19 protein-coding genes are annotated in these 16,124 nt (G+C 54.6%); 4 read left to right on the top strand and 15 right to left on the bottom strand.

The annotated features are described in order from the left end of the window. Positions 1-39 precede the first annotated feature (39 nt). Positions 40-951, top strand: a complete 912-nt coding sequence (gene rdgC / locus RT644_RS23125; protein ID WP_044489799.1) for a recombination-associated protein RdgC — start codon at positions 40-42, stop codon at positions 949-951. Positions 952-996: 45 nt separating this feature from the next. On the opposite strand, the gene ppnP is transcribed toward rdgC, so the two are convergent. From ppnP to RT644_RS23100, 5 genes are all read right to left on the bottom strand, one after another. After that, positions 997-1,281: a pyrimidine/purine nucleoside phosphorylase gene (gene ppnP, locus RT644_RS23120; RefSeq protein WP_017458829.1), complete on the bottom strand. Its 285-nt coding sequence runs from the start codon at positions 1,279-1,281 to the stop codon at positions 997-999. 88 nt (positions 1,282-1,369) lie between these two features. Continuing rightward, positions 1,370-2,047, bottom strand: a complete 678-nt coding sequence (locus RT644_RS23115) for an AroM family protein (protein WP_020456725.1) — start codon at positions 2,045-2,047, stop codon at positions 1,370-1,372. A 217-nt stretch (positions 2,048-2,264) separates the two neighbouring features. Next, complete coding sequence (gene yaiA, locus RT644_RS23110) at positions 2,265-2,456, bottom strand: protein YaiA (RefSeq protein WP_017458827.1); 192 nt, start codon at positions 2,454-2,456, stop codon at positions 2,265-2,267. Between the two features lie 50 nt (positions 2,457-2,506). Next, on the bottom strand, positions 2,507-3,031 hold the full coding sequence (aroL, locus tag RT644_RS23105) for a shikimate kinase AroL (RefSeq protein ID WP_020456724.1): 525 nt from the start codon (positions 3,029-3,031) through the stop codon (positions 2,507-2,509). 271 nt (positions 3,032-3,302) lie between these two features. Next, positions 3,303-3,764 (bottom strand): YaiI/YqxD family protein, encoded by a 462-nt coding sequence (locus RT644_RS23100; RefSeq protein WP_313628303.1) that lies wholly within the window; start codon positions 3,762-3,764, stop codon positions 3,303-3,305. 133 nt (positions 3,765-3,897) lie between these two features. On the opposite strand from RT644_RS23100, the gene proC reads away from it, so the two are divergent. Then, positions 3,898-4,704, top strand: a complete 807-nt coding sequence (gene proC, locus RT644_RS23095; protein ID WP_020456722.1) for a pyrroline-5-carboxylate reductase — start codon at positions 3,898-3,900, stop codon at positions 4,702-4,704. A 35-nt stretch (positions 4,705-4,739) separates the two neighbouring features. On the opposite strand, the gene RT644_RS23090 is transcribed toward proC, so the two are convergent. The 6 genes from RT644_RS23090 to RT644_RS23065 form a co-directional block, all read right to left on the bottom strand. Further along, entirely contained in the window at positions 4,740-6,263 is a 1,524-nt protein-coding gene (locus RT644_RS23090; protein ID WP_313628301.1) for an FAD-dependent oxidoreductase, read from the bottom strand. Positions 6,264-6,444: 181 nt separating this feature from the next. Beyond that, positions 6,445-6,765 carry a phosphate starvation-inducible protein PsiF gene (psiF, locus tag RT644_RS23085; RefSeq protein WP_313628299.1) on the bottom strand — a complete coding sequence of 107 codons (321 nt, stop codon included), beginning with the start codon at positions 6,763-6,765 and terminating at the stop codon, positions 6,445-6,447. A 90-nt stretch (positions 6,766-6,855) separates the two neighbouring features. Beyond that, positions 6,856-8,286: an alkaline phosphatase gene (phoA, locus tag RT644_RS23080; protein WP_020456719.1), complete on the bottom strand. Its 1,431-nt coding sequence runs from the start codon at positions 8,284-8,286 to the stop codon at positions 6,856-6,858. Between the two features lie 87 nt (positions 8,287-8,373). Then, positions 8,374-8,634 (bottom strand): anti-adapter protein IraP, encoded by a 261-nt coding sequence (gene iraP / locus RT644_RS23075; RefSeq protein WP_017458820.1) that lies wholly within the window; start codon positions 8,632-8,634, stop codon positions 8,374-8,376. Between the two features lie 261 nt (positions 8,635-8,895). After that, positions 8,896-10,086, bottom strand: coding sequence for a multidrug efflux MFS transporter (locus RT644_RS23070; RefSeq protein WP_313628296.1), 1,191 nt, complete (start codon positions 10,084-10,086; stop codon positions 8,896-8,898). Positions 10,087-10,255: 169 nt separating this feature from the next. Continuing rightward, the gene (locus tag RT644_RS23065) at positions 10,256-10,939 is read right to left on the bottom strand and encodes an extensin family protein (protein WP_020456717.1); all 684 of its coding nucleotides are present in this window, start codon (positions 10,937-10,939) and stop codon (positions 10,256-10,258) included. A 108-nt stretch (positions 10,940-11,047) separates the two neighbouring features. On the opposite strand from RT644_RS23065, the gene ddlA reads away from it, so the two are divergent. After that, positions 11,048-12,148 (top strand): D-alanine--D-alanine ligase, encoded by a 1,101-nt coding sequence (ddlA, locus tag RT644_RS23060; RefSeq protein ID WP_313628293.1) that lies wholly within the window; start codon positions 11,048-11,050, stop codon positions 12,146-12,148. On the opposite strand, the gene RT644_RS23055 is transcribed toward ddlA, so the two are convergent. Next, positions 12,149-12,370 carry a DUF2754 domain-containing protein gene (locus tag RT644_RS23055; protein ID WP_017458816.1) on the bottom strand — a complete coding sequence of 74 codons (222 nt, stop codon included), beginning with the start codon at positions 12,368-12,370 and terminating at the stop codon, positions 12,149-12,151. Between the two features lie 266 nt (positions 12,371-12,636). Here RT644_RS23055 and RT644_RS23050 point away from each other — a divergent pair, with 266 nt between their 5' ends. Then, positions 12,637-12,945: a DUF2755 family protein gene (locus RT644_RS23050; RefSeq protein ID WP_017458815.1), complete on the top strand. Its 309-nt coding sequence runs from the start codon at positions 12,637-12,639 to the stop codon at positions 12,943-12,945. Here the strand turns inward: RT644_RS23050 and RT644_RS23045 are convergent. The 3 genes from RT644_RS23045 to RT644_RS23035 all read right to left on the bottom strand — a co-directional run bounded on the left by RT644_RS23045 (position 12,942) and on the right by RT644_RS23035 (position 15,974). Further along, positions 12,942-14,069, bottom strand: coding sequence for a DUF1615 domain-containing protein (locus tag RT644_RS23045; protein ID WP_313628291.1), 1,128 nt, complete (start codon positions 14,067-14,069; stop codon positions 12,942-12,944). The genes RT644_RS23050 and RT644_RS23045 overlap by 4 nt on opposite strands. 13 nt (positions 14,070-14,082) lie before the next feature. After that, a complete protein-coding gene (gene sbmA, locus RT644_RS23040) occupies positions 14,083-15,303 on the bottom strand; it encodes a peptide antibiotic transporter SbmA (RefSeq protein ID WP_313628289.1) in 1,221 nt (406 codons plus the stop codon). 137 nt (positions 15,304-15,440) lie between these two features. Beyond that, positions 15,441-15,974, bottom strand: coding sequence for an isochorismatase family protein (locus RT644_RS23035; protein WP_313628287.1), 534 nt, complete (start codon positions 15,972-15,974; stop codon positions 15,441-15,443). Positions 15,975-16,124: the final 150 nt, after the last annotated feature.

The following is a 16,124-nucleotide window of genomic DNA, read 5'->3' as shown; positions in this document are numbered from 1 at the left end:
ATGCCCGCTGCATTTAACGACAAGGCCGTGGAAAAAATCATGCTGTGGTTCAAAAATTTAATGGTATACCGTCTCAGCCGCGATGTTGCGCTGCGTGCGGAAGAGATGGAAAAACAGCTTGCCCCACTATCGTTTACTCCATGCGGTAGTCAGGATATGGCGAAAACCGGATGGGTTCCACCGATGGGTTCACACAGCGACGCGCTGACCCATAGCAACAACGGTCAGATTATTATCTGTGCGCGTAAAGAGGAAAAAATTCTGCCGACGCCGGTAGTCAAACAAGCGCTGGAAGCAAAAATTTCCCGTCTTGAAGCCGAGCAGGGTCGCAAGCTGAAAAAAACCGAAAAAGATTCGCTGAAAGACGAAGTGCTGCACTCCTTGCTGCCGCGTGCGTTCAGCCGTTTCAGCCAGACCATGATGTGGATCGACACCGTGAATGGTCTGATTATGGTCGACTGCGCCAGCGCCAAAAAAGCGGAAGACACGCTGGCGCTGCTGCGTAAAAGCCTCGGTTCGCTGCCGGTCGTACCGCTGGCGATGGAAAATCCTATCGAACTGACGCTCACCGAATGGGTGCGTTCCGGTACGGTAGCGCAGGGTTTCCAGTTGCTGGACGAAGCAGAGCTGAAAGCGATGCTGGAAGATGGCGGCGTGATCCGTGCGAAAAAACAGGATCTGGTGAGCGATGAAATCGCCGTACACATTGAGGCAGGCAAAGTGGTCACTAAGCTGGCGCTCGACTGGCAGCAGCGTATCCAGTTCTTGATGTGCGATGACGGTTCCGTAAAACGCCTGAAATTCTGCGATGAGCTGCGGGATCAGAACGAAGATATCGATCGCGAAGATTTTGCCCAGCGTTTCGATGCCGATTTTATTCTGATGACCGGCGAGCTGGCGGCGCTGATTCAAAACCTGGTGGAAGGCTTAGGCGGCGAAGCGCAGCGCTAACCTTTTCTCCACAGACAAACGCCCGGATTTTCCGGGCGTTTTGCATTACAGGTAACGGCAGAGGTAAGAACTCGGTTCCGCCACCTGCAAATGAAATTCGCTATGGCCAGGTACGTTGAACACTTCACCCGCGGCGTAAGCTTTCCATTCAGTTTCGCCCGGCAGCAGTACATTCAGCGCGCCGCTTACTACCGTCATCTCTTCCGGCTGCGCGGTGCTGAAAGTGTATTCCCCTTCCGCCATGACCCCAACGCTGGCACGGCCAGTGCTGCTGCTGGTAAAACCAATGGATTTCACTTTACCGGAAAAGTATTCGTTACTTTGAAGCATGAACTGGCCCTTATAAAGAAAATGTATGGAAAAACACTATAGAGGCCGGGCTTTGCTTCTGTCACGAGAAATTCACACGATTGCTGGTCTAAACCAGCAGTTCAGATGCCAGCCGCGCGGCCAGCACATTCGATAACAAAACGGGCACATCCAGCGCTTTTTGCAGCAAATCGCGATGATATTGATGGAAACCAAGACAATCCAGCATCAGCACATCCGCACCGCGCTCAATAAGCTCTTTACCCGCGGCAATTAATTCCTGTTCTGTCGCCAGGTAAGGATGGGCCAGCACGTAGTAAGGTTCATTTTCCAGCACTTGCCATTTTTTCTTTTGCTGCGCCATCAGTTCGGGAATGGGCACCATCACGCCCACCTGATGCCCGTCAACAATGGAAGCGACCAGCGGCGGAATAATGCGCTGCGGCTCAAGCAAAATCGCGTTACGCGCAACAAAACCACGAATATCAGCGGTACTCATCAGCAAAATGACATCATAACCCTGGTTATCCAGCACCTCGATGATACCTTGCAGATCGCGCTCCACTTTCTCGCGGGAAACCATCCCGAGGCTGTCATCGCTTAATCGAGTGGGAATGGCGTGCTCCCCGGCACCAACGGCGTATTCACGTCGCACCTCATCCGGATCCATTTTACCCAGCAGGCTGAGATGGGTGATCTGCTCTTCTGAAACGTGCTCCGCAAGGAGCGGGAAAATCTCTTTTACCGGTACCACACCGATGGTGAGGATCGCCAAGGTCGCGCTCATTTTCTACTTTCCGCCTTTCATCACTGCTTGTTCTTATTCGCTCTCGATCACGCCGTTTTGACGGCTGTTGTGTAAAGAGAACATGCCACCCCTGTGTTCATATAAATTCCAGTAACCATAAAAGAGTAACCGCTGGCTATTATTCAGCCAGTTTAAAAACGTGACGTAGATCCTTTTTTGTAATGTTCAGGAAATCATCCAGCCTGCAAGATGCGGCTTAGCTTTTGTCCGGATCTTCATAACGCCGTTTGGCGTCCAGAGCTTCCTGCTCGGTGGGGTGTTCACTAATTAAGGTATCCGGTTTCGGATGGTCGGCGCGCAGTTCATACCAGGTCACTGTCGGGCCATTCGCACCTTTTTCAACGGCGACAACACGGGCTTCACGCGGATATGGCGGTTTGGTCGGCATAGCTCTTCCTCATTTTGCGGGTCGAGCAATAAGTATAGACAAACGTTTCGCTAACTGGCGCGCGCCAGTTGCAATGCCGCTTCAATATCAGACACCACCTTATCCGGCGACTGCGCTGCATCCACTACATAATGCGCAGCTTCACGGTACAACGCATCGCGCTGCGCCAGCACTTCACTGACCTCTTCGCTGATGGGCTTACCGGTTAGCGTCGGGCGTTGCCCCTCCTCGGGAAAAGCCTCCAGCCGGTCAGCCAGCACATCGACCGGCGCGCAGAGATAAATTACCACGCCGTGTTCACGCATAAAACGGCGGTTGTATTCGCGAAGGATAATCCCGCCGCCGGTCGCCACCACGCGTGATGGCGCGCTAACCGCTTCCAGCGCGGCGGTTTCCCGTGCGCGAAATCCGTCCCACCCTTCCTGTTCAACAATCGCTGCGATGGTCTGTTGGGCATTTTCCTGCAACCAGTAATCGGTATCGATAAACTGGCATCCCTGCGCCAGCGCCAGCGTCCGACCAACTGTCGTTTTACCGCAACCACGTGCGCCGATAAGAAAAATGGGGAGCGTCATGAGCAGGTGTTCCCTCCGGGTCCTGCACAGTGCAGGACGGAAAATAAGACAGCGATAATATCACCAAACTAGTACGAAATTCATCGTAAAATTAACGTTACACTTTTATGTCTGCGCCCATAAAAACCTCAAGCGAAACCAGAGTTAATCTGGGTTTCATCTGTAAAGATTCTATGGCAGCACGTGTCGCGGCAACCTTACTGAATGTAACACAGGCTGGCAAGCCCGCAAGGCGGCAAACAGTAACATATCAAACGGGGATGCGCAGAATTTACTCGCTCTGGCGGCGCTTGTCGGCCAGCAGCCACTTATCCAGCTCGGCGGCGAATTGCTGGCGATCCCGCTGTGACAGACTGTCCGGGCCACCGGTTTGAATACCGCTGCTGCGCAGGGTATCCATAAAATCGCGCATCATCAGCTTTTCGCGAATAGTTGCCTCGCTATAGCGTTCACCGCGCGGGTTCAGCGCCGCCGCGCCTTTTGCCAGCACTTCCGCCGCCAGCGGAATATCCGCCGTTATCACCAAATCACCGGCTTCGCACAGCCGGACAATTTCATTATCGGCGACATCAAAACCGGCAGGCACTCTGATGGAGCGGATCACCCGCGACGGCGGCACACGCAGGTTTTGGTTCGCCACCAGCGTTAACGGGGTCTGTGTGCGCTCGGCGGCACGGAATAAAATCTCTTTGATTACGTTCGGACAGGCGTCCGCATCAACCCAAATCGCCATCGTTACTCCTTTCTGGTTTTGGCGCATTGTCGCTTTAATTTCCTGTCGGGGAAAGGAGAGATCCTTTCGCCCTCGCCGCCAATCCACGTTAAGCTATATCGCACAAACATTTACAAGCAGAGAGACGGATGTGATGGAGAAGAAAATCGGTTTTATCGGCTGCGGTAACATGGGAAAAGCGATTGTTGGCGGCCTGATTGCCAGCGGTCAGGTGCTGCCGGGGCAAATCTGGGTGTATACCCCATCGCCGGAGAAAGTGGCTGCCCTGCATGATCAGTTTGGCGTGAACGCCGCGCAAAGCGCGCAGGAAGTGGCGCAGATTGCCGATATCGTCTTTGGCGCTGTCAAACCGAACATTATGGCTAAAGTGCTTAACGATATCGCCTCCAGCCTGAACAAAGAGACGCTGGTGGTCTCCATCGCCGCCGGCGTTACGCTTGATCAGTTAGCGCGCGCGCTCGGCCACGACCGCAAAATCGTCCGCGCCATGCCCAACACCCCGTCGCTGGTGAATGCGGGCATGACCTCTGTGACGCCTAACGCGCTGGTCACGCCGGAAGATACCGCCGATGTGCTGAATATCTTCCGCTGCTTTGGTGAAGCGGAAGTGATTGCCGAACCGATGATCCACCCGGTGGTTGGCGTCAGCGGCTCCGCACCGGCATATGTGTTTATGTTTATCGAAGCGATGGCCGATGCCGCTGTGCTGGGCGGGATGCCGCGCGCGCAGGCCTATAAATTTGCCGCACAGGCGGTGATGGGCTCGGCAAAAATGGTGCTGGAAAGTGGCAAGCATCCGGGCGAGCTTAAAGATATGGTCTGTTCGCCTGGCGGCACCACCATTGAAGCGGTAAAAGTGCTGGAAGAGAAAGGATTCCGCTCTGCGGTGATCGAAGCGATTGCCGCGTGTATGGCGAAGTCTGACAAAATGAGTAGCTAACTAATGCGCCACGCGATGTCGCGTGGCGCGATTTCTCAGGCCAGCATTTCGCTGGCAGCATGCATGCTAATCGGTTGCTGCATTTTCAGCAGTAAGCCCGCCGTTTCACTGTACTCGCCGCAGCTCAGCACCGCTTTCAGTACGCCTTCTTCGCCGTAGAGCACGGCAAAACGTTTATTATCAAACGATCCCAGCATTTTCATACTGTCCCACTCACGGGTGTAACCGAGATATTCAAAGCGGTTACCAAAGTGGGTCGTCCAGAAAAAGGGCACCCGATCAAAGGTGTGCCGTTCACCCAGCATATTCAGCGCGGCGAGCCGTCCCTGCTGCTGCGCCACACGCCAGTGTTCAATGCGACGACGCCCTTCCGGGGCCGGGTAGCTGGCGATATCCCCTACCGCCCAGACATCCGGCGCCGCGCTCAAGGTTTCATCCACCGTCAGGCTGCCATCTTTTTCATGAGGCAAATCGTGTGCCATATCGGTCACCGGTTGCACCCCCGTGGCAAATACCACTACGTGTGCTGGTACGGAACGGCCATCTTTTAACGTTACGCTCCGCACATGGCCGTTCCCCTCCAGCGCAGCCGGTTCGCCGGTAACAAACTTCACGCCGTTCTGTTTATGCAGATCCATAAAATACCGCCCCACCACCTCACCGAACTGCGGTACAAACGGCAGCGCATGGCGCGATAACACCGTCACGTCGATATCCTGATTACGCAGCGCCGCCGCCAGTTCCATGGCGATAAAACTATTACCGATCACTACCAGTTGTTGCTCCTGTTCGACTTCATTGAGCAGACGCTCAGCCTGGTGGATACCCCGCAGCACATGCACACCCGCCAGGTGGTTGCCGGGAATATCTGGCCATACTGGCTGGCCACCGGTGGCCAGCAGTAGTTTGTCGAAAGCGATCTGTCGGCCACCGGCAAGCGTAAGCTGGTGAGCGTGGCAATCAATATTCGCCACCTCTTCACGCAGGCTTTCGACGCCGGGCTGGCTGTAAAAGGCGCTGTCCAGCAAGTGGGGAACGTCACTGATTTTCATTTTTCCCGCCGGAACGAATTTGCTCAGCGCAGTGCGATCGTAGGGCGCATCATCTTCTTTATCGATCAACACCAGGTGACCGTTAAACCCGGCGTCACGCAGCGTTATCGCCGCCGCACTGCCAGCGGCACCTGTTCCCAGGATCACGGCGGTTTGCGGGCGCTCGCCACGGATAAGCGAATGGCTGGCGGGAGAAAGTGGACGCGGGTTCACCAGTACACGATTTTGCTCAAGCATCACCGGATACTGCTTGAGGTTTTGCAGCGCCAGCGGTTCACGCCATTCGCCATTGGTGATATCAAACGCGGCTTTATGCCACGGGCAGACCAGTTTGCCATCGCACACGGCGCCCTTCTCCAGCGGCCCGCCTGCGTGCGGGCATTTACTCTGAAAGGCGCGAACTTTCGCCCCGGTGCGGATAAGGATCATTGAGGTTCCCGCGACATCCACTTTGACCGGTTGGCTTTCCGGTAAGGCATTAAGTTCAGTAACATATTGATAGTTCATCGCTTTGCTCCCGTGTCAGTGTTGCGAAAACGGGCGTAACGCCAGACAGCGCACAACCACGAGGAAAAGGGAAAATAAAACGAAGCTCACAAAGTAAGCCTGGCAGAGATTAGCGGGCGGGCAAAAAGACGGGGCAAATTCCGAAAAGAGGGTGAGCAAAACGCGATGCTCACCCGATGCGTTATTGCGGTTTTTTCAGGCAACCGCTCATAAATTTACTGCGATCTTCGCCTTTCAGGGATTGTTGCGTCGCCTGGGCATTACATTCGCGCATCCGCTGCTGCTGCTGCGTCAGGCTTTTTTGTCCGGGCTCAGTTTTGGTGTTTTTCAGGCAGTCACTCATGTATTTCTTACGGGCGTCTCCCGCCAGGGTTTGCGCCGTCGCCTGTTGATTGCAGAGGGTCATACGTTGTTGTTGCGGGGTCAGTGTTTTTTCGGCGGCGCTTAACGCCGTGACAAACAGCAGACCGAAAACGAGGGTAACCAGTAATGTTATTTTCATAGCACCATCCTTCTCTTAATGTGCCTTTTAAGGATGGTACTAATTGGTGAAAAAACCACCCGGCAGCAAAGATTTACCGCCGGGAGGCTGTTACTTCAGATTCAGCGCTGCTTTCATGGTGTAGAACAGATCGGTCTGATCTGTCAGCCCCACCACGTTGCCCGCATGCGGGCCGTAAGCCGCGATGCGAACCTGCGTTCCGGTATGTTCCATCGACTCCTCTTCCGAGTTGCCGTAAGTGATGGCCATTACCGCGCCGTCTTTGGTGTTCAGTGCCTGGCTTAAGCCTGGCGCTTTGGTATCTGCCGGAATGATCTGGCTGGCGTGGGCATGATCCGCCGTCACGATCACCAGCGTATTGCCATCTTTTTTGGCAAATTCCAGCGCTTTCTGCACAGCTTCGTCGAGATCAACCGTTTCGCCGATCTGACCGCACGGGTTCGCCGCGTGATCCTGTTTATCGATCGACGCGCCTTCCACTTGCAGGAAGAAGCCTTTCTCATTTTTGCTGAGCAAATCAATAGCTTTTTCCGTCATCGCCGCCAGTGTTGGTATGCTGTCGGTGCGTTTCGCGTTGGGCGTACAGGTCACGGCAGGTTTATCAATATTGCCGTGCAGCGAGGCTTTTGGCCCTTCCCAGCGCACCGGCATGTTGCCGTCAGAGAACAGCCCCAGCAGCGGTTTATCCTGGTTAGCTTCGCTGATCGCCGCCAGCGAAGAGGCATCACCGACCAGCTGGTAGCCGCGCGCCTGCGCCTGTTCACGCAGCGTTTTCCCTTTCCACTCACCAGCGGTCGCGGTTTCGCTAAAGGTTTTCGCACCGCCGCCCAAAGTGACATCCGCGCGGGCGTTCAGCAGTTGTTCGGTAATCGACCCTTTCCCGCCTTTCTCCAGCGCGTTAAGCGCACACTTCTCACTGGTCACCGTCGGGCCGTAGCAGCGGCGTGAAATAACGTGAGAAACCAGCGCGGCGGGCGTAGCGTCTTGCAGTTCCGCAGTGGAAACGTTGCCCGTCGCCAGACCGGCGGCTTTGGCCATCTCCAGAATGGTGGTGTGATCTTTATCGTGAATGTCGACGCCGAGCGCACCGTTATAGGTTTTCACGCCGGTGCTCCAGGCCGTGGCGGATGCGGCGGAATCAGTGACGTAATCCGGCTTGCCGGTTTTTTTGTCCAGCGAATAGTGTGTGTACTGGCCGGTCAGCGGCAGTGCGTCAATACCTTTAAAAAATCCACCGGCCCCTTCGGCGTAATTTCGCGCGGCGGTAATTTCGGAATCTCCCATGCCATCGCCAATCAGCAAAATAATATTTTTGGCGGGCTTATCCATGAGGGAATCACGCAGAGCAGCGGTTTGGTCACCACTTAAACGGCGCGCACCACCAGGCGTGGAAATATCGCCGTGAGCAGCACGATTATCAAGAACCGGTGCCGACGTCGTTTCGGCATAAATAGCTGGGGTAAACATCAGAGGTAATAATGCAAGAAATAATGCGCTCTGTTTCACTTTAATATTCTCCATGTACAAATACTTAAAGAAAATAAAACAGAGCGACTATAGGTAGCGCAGATGACAGTGATATGACAGTGCAGGCAGCGCGTCAGAGGTTTAGCTGCGCGGGTGCCTTAAAAGCTTTTTTACGTACTGTTGCAGCAACTCCGCGTCCTGATGGGTAACGTGCGTTCCCGGCCGGGCTTCTTCCAGCGCCCCTTCAATACTCTGAATTAACGCCTGTTGTTCCGTCGTCGCCATCTGGCGCAGCAGCGCGGTCACCACGATTTCCAGCGCTTCAACCTGAGCGACCAGTTCTTTCGACTCTTCTTCTTTTTCTGCCAGCTTGACCAATAACTCTGCAATGAGATTTTTCATAGCGCTATTTCCTTACGAGATTTCAAAGACGTTAGCATTGAGTTTTGATGTTGCAAAGTAGATACATGTATTATTTTTGCGGATTTTCTCACAAGGCTTAATAGTCATTTAAAAAACAGGGGTAACGAAACGTTTCTCCCGCTTCGATGGCAAATCCTTTGAGTGGCTTAGCGATAAATAAAAAAAAGCGCCAGGCTTATTTGCATAAGAAAAAACGATAGTAAGGCCGAAGCAGACTTATATTATTTCGGCCCTGTTGCGTTAGCGTTTTACCCGGCGAAACGCCAGCAGTAATTGCCAGAGATTAATAAACACCACCACGGCCGTGGCGGCAAATACCCAACGGAAACCCGCCATCGCGGATACGGTGGCTCCCATCAGCGGCCCGGCAACATTTCCCAGATACATAAACGATTGGTTGTACCCGAAAATACGCCCGGTGACCTGATCGCTGGAGTATTTCAGTAGCAACGTCTGCACGGCGGGCAGCATGGCGCCATCGGCAAAACCCAACATAAAGCGCAAGATCCCAAGCTGGAGCGGCGACGTGACAAACGACATGGCGAAAAACAGCACCACGGCCACCGCCATCGTCGCTATTAAAATGCGCGATGTACCAATGCGATCCCCCAGTTTGCCGAGGCGCGGGGCGGAAATCAGCGCCGAGACACCGGGCACAGCGGCGATAAGCCCGCTGAGAAAAGCAATGTTGGTGGTATGCGGTGACAAAGATTGAATAAACAGCGCCAGGATCGGGCCGATAGAGCCGTTGCACAGCTGAATCACCATGGTGGTGATAAACAAACTGATGACCAGCGCCGGGTACGGCAAGGTAGAGAACACCGCCTTGCCGCTCAGGCGATCGCCCTTTTTCACCGTGGGTCTGACGCCCTCTTTAATTAAAAACAGCGTGACGAGGAAACTCACGATCAGCAATATCGCCGTGATAAGGAACACCATGCGCAGCCCCACATGGTCGGCGAGAAAACCCCCCATCAGCGGCCCGCCAATCACGCCGCTTATCTGCGCCGTGGAGAGCGTACTTAGCGCCCAGCCGCTGCGCTCGCGCGGCACCTGCGAAGCCACCAGCGCCATCGCATTGGGAATATAGCCAGACGTCAGCCCCATCACACCGCGCAGGATCAACAACTGCCAGACATTGGTGGCAAACGCCTGTAACAGAATCGCGATCGCCATCCCTAACGAGGCGCGCAATAGCATCAGTTTGCGCCCTTTCCGGTCCGCCAGGCTGCCCCACATGGGCGAAACAATCGCCGAAACCAGAAAGGTGATACTGAACGTTAAGCCTGACCACATCGACAGCGCTTCATGGGACGTCACGCCCAATTGCGCAACATATAACGGCAAGAACGGCAGAATTTGGCTGATGGCCAGACCGGTGAAAAAACAACCGAACCAGACCGAGATAAGATTGACCTTCCAGGATTCCATAAGTACGCGTAATTGTTGAGATTTTGACAAACAGCGCACAGGTTAACAAGAATGCGCCAGCGATGAGTCACCAGAGATGCGGTGACGGCGATTTCGGTATTTTATCTGTCAGCTTGCGTTTCATGCCGCCGCCCGGAGGAAAAACCCCATTATTGACAGTGGATTATGCTTAGCGACAGAGGCCAAAGCCGCGCATGCCAAGATGAAAATGGTTAGCGTGAGCCGCGTTGTACTCCGGCCCAAGGCCGTTACCGTAATAGCCGCAACTGGCGCTTAACATTGCCCGCAGCCACGGCTGCGTTCGCGCCTGCCGCCAGCCCTTCAGTACCGTCACGGACTGGCCATTCGCCAGTCGAAAACCACTGAGATCAAGCGCTTCGGCGCTGGCATGCTCGCTACGTCGCGCATCGGCGCGGTTGTAGATATTGCGACACGCATAGCTGCCAAGATGATCGATACGCGTAAGCTGGCTGCCCATAAAGCGTTCGGTGAGTGGCCGCGCCTGTTGCTCGACAAACAGCGCGGAACTGAGCGCCAGCGGGCAACTGGCGAGAAAACTGCTGCTCAGTTTAACCGCGCCAAAGTCGCGTACCCGTACGACATTGGTTAACGGGCAATCTCCGGCACTGTCGGCAACCGGAGCCGACGAGATCAGGCGTTGCTGGTTCGCCTGCGACAATAATTCCGCACAGGCTTGCGGCGGCAAGCGGCGCAGTTTGAACTGCGTAATGCGCCCGGGCGGGTCGCTAAGCTGCAACGGCGCAAACGGGTTGTAGTAAGACGGCAACGCGCGGTAGCCAACCCAAATCACCGCCAGAAGGATGCACAAAACAATCAGCCCTTTCCCGCTCACGTCGCCTCCTTCTGGTTTCCAGAAAACATTATGGCAGAAGGCCGCGAATCGTGCGTTTTGACGTGCTATGGTATGTGCTTTGTGAATTCAGTGTGAGTGAACGGAGAAATGGCAAAACTGCGGGTAGGGGTCGTCTTTGGCGGCAAATCAGCGGAACATGAAGTGTCGTTACAGTCGGCGAAAAATATCGTCGACGCCATGGATAAATCACGCTTTGACGTGGTGCTGCTGGGGATCGATAAACAGGGGCAGTGGCATGTCAGCGATGCGAATAATTACCTGCTAAACGCCAACGATCCGGCGCGTATCGCCTTAAACCCCTCGGAAAATAGCGTGGCGCTGGTGCCGGGGATCCAACAGCAACAACTGATCCGGGCAGAAAACAGCACACCGCTTCCGAATGTCGATGTGATCTTCCCGATTGTTCACGGCACGCTGGGCGAAGATGGTTCATTACAGGGCATGCTGCGTCTGGCGAACTTGCCGTTTGTCGGCTCCGACGTGCTCGCCTCTGCAGCCTGCATGGATAAAGACGTTACCAAGCGCCTGTTACGCGACGCCGGGCTTTCCATCGCCCCGTTTATTACGCTAACTCGCGCCAATCGCGGGCAAATTAGCTTCAGCGATGTGCAAGCCAGGCTCGGTTTGCCGCTGTTTGTTAAACCCGCCAACCAGGGTTCCTCCGTGGGCGTCAGCAAAGTGACGAATGAAGCGCAGTACCAGGCGGCGGTCAACCTGGCGTTTGAATTCGATAAAAAAGTGGTGGTTGAAACCGGCATCAAAGGCCGTGAGATTGAATGCGCCGTGCTGGGTAATGACTCACCGCAGGCCAGTACCTGTGGCGAAATCGTGCTTAATAGCGAGTTTTACGCCTACGACACCAAATACATCGATGAAAACGGGGCTCAGGTGGTTGTGCCCGCCGACATTGATCCGGCAATCAACGATAAAATCCGCGGCATTGCCGTGCAGGCTTATCAGGCGCTGGGTTGTGAAGGGATGGCGCGCGTGGATGTGTTCCTGACGCCGGAAAACGACGTAATCATCAACGAAATCAACACGCTGCCAGGGTTCACCAATATCAGCATGTACCCGAAACTGTGGCAGGCGAGCGGCATTGGTTATAGCGAGTTAATCACGCGCCTGATTGAGCTGGCTATTGCGCGCCATCAGTCTAACAGCGCGCTGAAAATTACCGTTAATAACTAATCACTGCGGTTTATCCGCCGTCTCCTCGTCCTCGGGGCGGCGGCGGATAATTAACCCGGCCAGCCAGAAACCAATCACCCAGGTTACCAGCCCCACCGCGTAGGTTTGCCAGCCTTTGGCTTCAAACCCCAGCAGCCCGACCACGCCATTCAGAATAAATATCAACCCAATCGCAAACGCGTAATAGTGCCAGTCACGGCGGATTTTTACAGGCAGCTTCATGACAACTCCGGCAGTCAAAACGGCATCATCGCACAATCGCCGCTTACCGTCTGTGGCGTATGCGGAAATTCTGAAATGTTACCAAGGTAATTAAAACGTTACAGAAATGTGAGCATCGGCAAAAATCATCCAACTGGAATCATTCCCGGGGCGAAATTATCACCATTCTGATGTTGACAAAGCGGTACAACTGCCAAAATTACCGTCAGTTGAGGCCACGCGCCAACTACATCGAGCGTTAAAAAGTAAAGAGTACCGGAGGTCTTATGGCTGACTTTACTATGTCAAAACCCTTTAAGGGCGCAAAACAACGTGACACCTCCAGACCGGGTAATATTGCTTACGCCGTATTCGTACTACTCTGCTTCTGGGCGGGTGCGCAGCTGCTGAACCTGCTGGTGCATGCACCGGGCGTGTTCGAGCATCTGATGCAAGTGCAGGACACCACCCGCCCGCACGTAGAAATGGGAATGGGCGTCGGCACGATTTTCGGTCTTGTGCCTTTCCTCGCGGGAAGCGCCCTGCTCGGCGTCATCTTCCTTATCTTACGCTGGCGACACCACCATTCGCGCTAGTTCTGCGCCATGCAGGCGGCCCGACGATCGTCGACGCGCTTCGCAAACCATGCTGTTGTCAGGTTGCGCGTGATCTTCGGGCTTTCCAGCTTGATCCCCGGCAGTACCTCTCTCGGCAATGGTTTGCCGCTTTTCTTCTCGGCCAGCCGATAAACTTCGCGATAGAGTTTGGTCTCTTCCAGCTTGTCGCTGTCTCCGCGCTCCAGTTGCCGACGGATATCACGATCGCTCATGCCCAGCGAAGCGCCCAGTTTGCGCACGGCTAATTCCGTGCTACCCGCATCGCTGCTGCCGTATAAAATCAAATCGCCGTCGAGCGCCAGTTTCACGCCGGTCGCTTTGCTGATGGCGTTCTGAAACGCCGCGTTACGGCTGGCATACAGCCCGGCGTTGAAATCGGCGAAACGGTAGATGGATGCGGTGTAACTGGCCGGGTAATTGAGCAGATGATAGGTGCCAAACCATAATCCACCGCGGCGGCTGAAGACCTCCTGGCGTACGGTGCCTTCCATTTTCCATGGATAACCATCCGTATGTTGCTCAGCAAAGGCGACGCTAATCTGCATCGGCCCGCCGGTGCGCACCGGGTTGAGCGAACCAAACAGTTTCTGCCCCATCGGCACCATGCCAATGAAGTCATCAAAAATGGCGCTGAGCTCTTTTTCCGTGCGCACTTTGTCCAACCGTTCGCTGTAGCTTTTACCGTTCGGCGACGGGATTTTCAGCGCGGTATGCACCAGCATCGTTGGGATGTGCATCCGCTCGGCGCGCTTATCGATCTCTTTCCAGGCAATTTTATTCAGCCCCGGCACCACCGGATCAGACTGGTAATTGGATTCCTGCTGCGCCACCGCCAGCACCGAACAGATGTTCTCCAGCGTCGGCGACAGCTTCTGGCTGCTAAAGGTTGTCGCCAGATCCTGCGCCCAGCCTTCGCGATCTTTCACGCTGGCGGGAATGGTTCGCCGCACCACGCTTGCGACATCCATCGGCTTGTTCTGCTGTTGTTCAAGCGCTTTTTCTTTTTCAGCTTCGGCTTCCTTTTGCGAAAGCGTGCCCTGCGTACTACACCCGGCGAGAATCAACGTCGCCAGCAACCAGCCAAAACGGGGGACGTAAACCATAACGTTCCTTGTGTTAACCAAAAGTATGGGGCACAGTCTGGATCTCCTGCCCATCCAGCGCACGCTCAAAACTGCGTAAACGTTTGTAGATAGACATCAGCTCCACCAGCGTCGTCCAGGAAGAGATCAAATACTGGAACGAACTGCGCACCTGCTCGAACACGTTGGTTATCTGGCGCATCAGACCGAAAGTGATAGCCCCGGCGGCAATCGTCGGGAACAGCACAATCAGGCCAACCACCACATCAACCTGCATGTACAGGATACGGGCGATATTGAAATACATATAGTGGAAATAGAGCCGGAAATAGTTACGGCGCACGGCGGCGAACAGCTCTGCAACGGTATGCGGCCTGGCGCGACCGGCATCATCTTCGCCGTAGACCAGCTCTTTACGGTAAGCCGCTTCCACGCGCTGGTTTTTAAACGCCAGGCCCGGCAGTTTGATGCCCACAAACGCCAGCAACACGGTGCCGAGCAATGCCCAGCTCACGGCGGCAATCACCAGGCCATAAGCGATGTGCCCGACCACCGGTATCTCTTGTACATGCGGCGATAACGCCACCAGCACCGGCAAAAAAGCAATCAACGTCATGATAGCGTTAATAAAACTGGTGCCCATATCTTCAAGCGTCGAGGCGAAACGCATGGTGTCTTCCTGCACGCGCTGCGCTGCGCCTTCGATATGGCGCAAACGCTCCCAGTGCGCCATATAGTATTCGTTCATCGCCGTGCGCCAGCGGAACACATAGTGGCTGACGAAAAAGTTATTGAGCACCGCCACCGTTACGGCAATCAGTGCGATCCACAAAAACACGCCAATCTCGCTGTACAACTGATGAATGCTGACTTTGTTCGGCGCGCTGAGTGCGGTCTGGATAAGATCGTAAAACGGCTGATACCAGGCGTTAATGGCGACATTCACCTCCACCAAAAACCAGGTCACAAAGATAATTAACGCGGTGCCGAGAATCGACCAGCGCTGCCAGCGATGCGGCGAGAGGGTAAACCAGAACAGCGCAAACACGCCGACACAAAGCAGATAGTAGGCATAAAACAACAGATAGCCAGGGCTCCAGAAACGCGCGGCGCTAATCGGCACATCCGCAGACGCACCGGTGAGACGCATCAACCATGCTTCACCACCGGCCTGCCAGAAAACCACGGTAATCGCGGTCCAGATGAACACCGACAAAAAGAACAACGCCGGTTTCGGAAAGAAGGACTTAAACATAATGCTCTCCTGCTCACTTCTTATTATTTACGACAAATGCTGTGCATCACTGTGTGTAAGCCCCTGAATGGGCCGCGACAAAAAAAGCGCCGCGAAATGCGGCGCCGTCTGGTTAAATCTGACCTGAGCTTAACGCCTTAGTTCGTTTGCCATTCGTGAAGAATTGTTTCGACGGGTTTCACTAACACCGGGTTGCCCGGCACCGTTAACGTGCGCCACACCTCGTTATAGTGATCGATTAACACCGTGGCCTGCGCCGCCGGGCGATTCGCCGTGGTGTGCGCATCTTGCGCGACGGTAATGGCGTAACCACGGCTGGCGCCGTTTTTCAGCGTGGTATCCACGCAGTAATCGGTGGCGCACCCGCACATCACAAAAGCGCGAATGTCATGCTCATGCAGCACGCTTTCGAGTGTGGTGTGATAAAACGCGTCGCAGGCAGTTTTGGTGACATACAGCGCGTTCGCCGGTTGCGTCAGCTCCGGCAGAAGCGCAAACCCGTCGCTGCCCTCTTCCAGCCCACCAGCCTCGGCATGTTGAATAAAAATCACCGTATCCGCTACCGCGGTCAGTTGATTAATACGCGCCACGCATTGCTCACGCTGAATACGCTCTGTGGCAAACACGCCGTTTTGCATATCCACCACCATCACTACCCGTTGACTTGCCATTACCTGACTCCTGAGTGTGGGAAAGAAAGAGGTTATCACAGCCGCCTTACACCAGAGTCATAGGGAAAAAATTTCATATTTACCCATCGTTACGTATTAGGGCGAAATAACACGCTTATTGGTGCTTTGCATCGAATCGCCGGGTAGTAT

The organism is Kosakonia sp. (assembly GCF_032104925.1).
Taxonomy (GTDB): domain Bacteria; phylum Pseudomonadota; class Gammaproteobacteria; order Enterobacterales; family Enterobacteriaceae; genus Kosakonia.
This window is presented reverse-complemented; position numbering and strand designations above follow the sequence as displayed.

Coding starts and splice junctions, on each gene's coding strand:
- rdgC (WP_044489799.1), top strand. CDS start 40: ATGCTGTGGTTCAAAAATTTAATGGTATACCGTCTCAGCCGCGATGTT.
- ppnP (WP_017458829.1), bottom strand. CDS start 1,281: ATGCTTCAAAGTAACGAATACTTTTCCGGTAAAGTGAAATCCATTGGT.
- RT644_RS23115 (WP_020456725.1), bottom strand. CDS start 2,047: ATGAGCGCGACCTTGGCGATCCTCACCATCGGTGTGGTACCGGTAAAA.
- yaiA (WP_017458827.1), bottom strand. CDS start 2,456: ATGCCGACCAAACCGCCATATCCGCGTGAAGCCCGTGTTGTCGCCGTT.
- aroL (WP_020456724.1), bottom strand. CDS start 3,031: ATGACGCTCCCCATTTTTCTTATCGGCGCACGTGGTTGCGGTAAAACG.
- RT644_RS23100 (WP_313628303.1), bottom strand. CDS start 3,764: ATGGCGATTTGGGTTGATGCGGACGCCTGTCCGAACGTAATCAAAGAG.
- proC (WP_020456722.1), top strand. CDS start 3,898: ATGGAGAAGAAAATCGGTTTTATCGGCTGCGGTAACATGGGAAAAGCG.
- RT644_RS23090 (WP_313628301.1), bottom strand. CDS start 6,263: ATGAACTATCAATATGTTACTGAACTTAATGCCTTACCGGAAAGCCAA.
- psiF (WP_313628299.1), bottom strand. CDS start 6,765: ATGAAAATAACATTACTGGTTACCCTCGTTTTCGGTCTGCTGTTTGTC.
- phoA (WP_020456719.1), bottom strand. CDS start 8,286: ATGGAGAATATTAAAGTGAAACAGAGCGCATTATTTCTTGCATTATTA.
- iraP (WP_017458820.1), bottom strand. CDS start 8,634: ATGAAAAATCTCATTGCAGAGTTATTGGTCAAGCTGGCAGAAAAAGAA.
- RT644_RS23070 (WP_313628296.1), bottom strand. CDS start 10,086: ATGGAATCCTGGAAGGTCAATCTTATCTCGGTCTGGTTCGGTTGTTTT.
- ddlA (WP_313628293.1), top strand. CDS start 11,048: ATGGCAAAACTGCGGGTAGGGGTCGTCTTTGGCGGCAAATCAGCGGAA.
- RT644_RS23055 (WP_017458816.1), bottom strand. CDS start 12,370: ATGAAGCTGCCTGTAAAAATCCGCCGTGACTGGCACTATTACGCGTTT.
- RT644_RS23050 (WP_017458815.1), top strand. CDS start 12,637: ATGGCTGACTTTACTATGTCAAAACCCTTTAAGGGCGCAAAACAACGT.
- RT644_RS23045 (WP_313628291.1), bottom strand. CDS start 14,069: ATGGTTTACGTCCCCCGTTTTGGCTGGTTGCTGGCGACGTTGATTCTC.
- sbmA (WP_313628289.1), bottom strand. CDS start 15,303: ATGTTTAAGTCCTTCTTTCCGAAACCGGCGTTGTTCTTTTTGTCGGTG.
- RT644_RS23035 (WP_313628287.1), bottom strand. CDS start 15,974: ATGGCAAGTCAACGGGTAGTGATGGTGGTGGATATGCAAAACGGCGTG.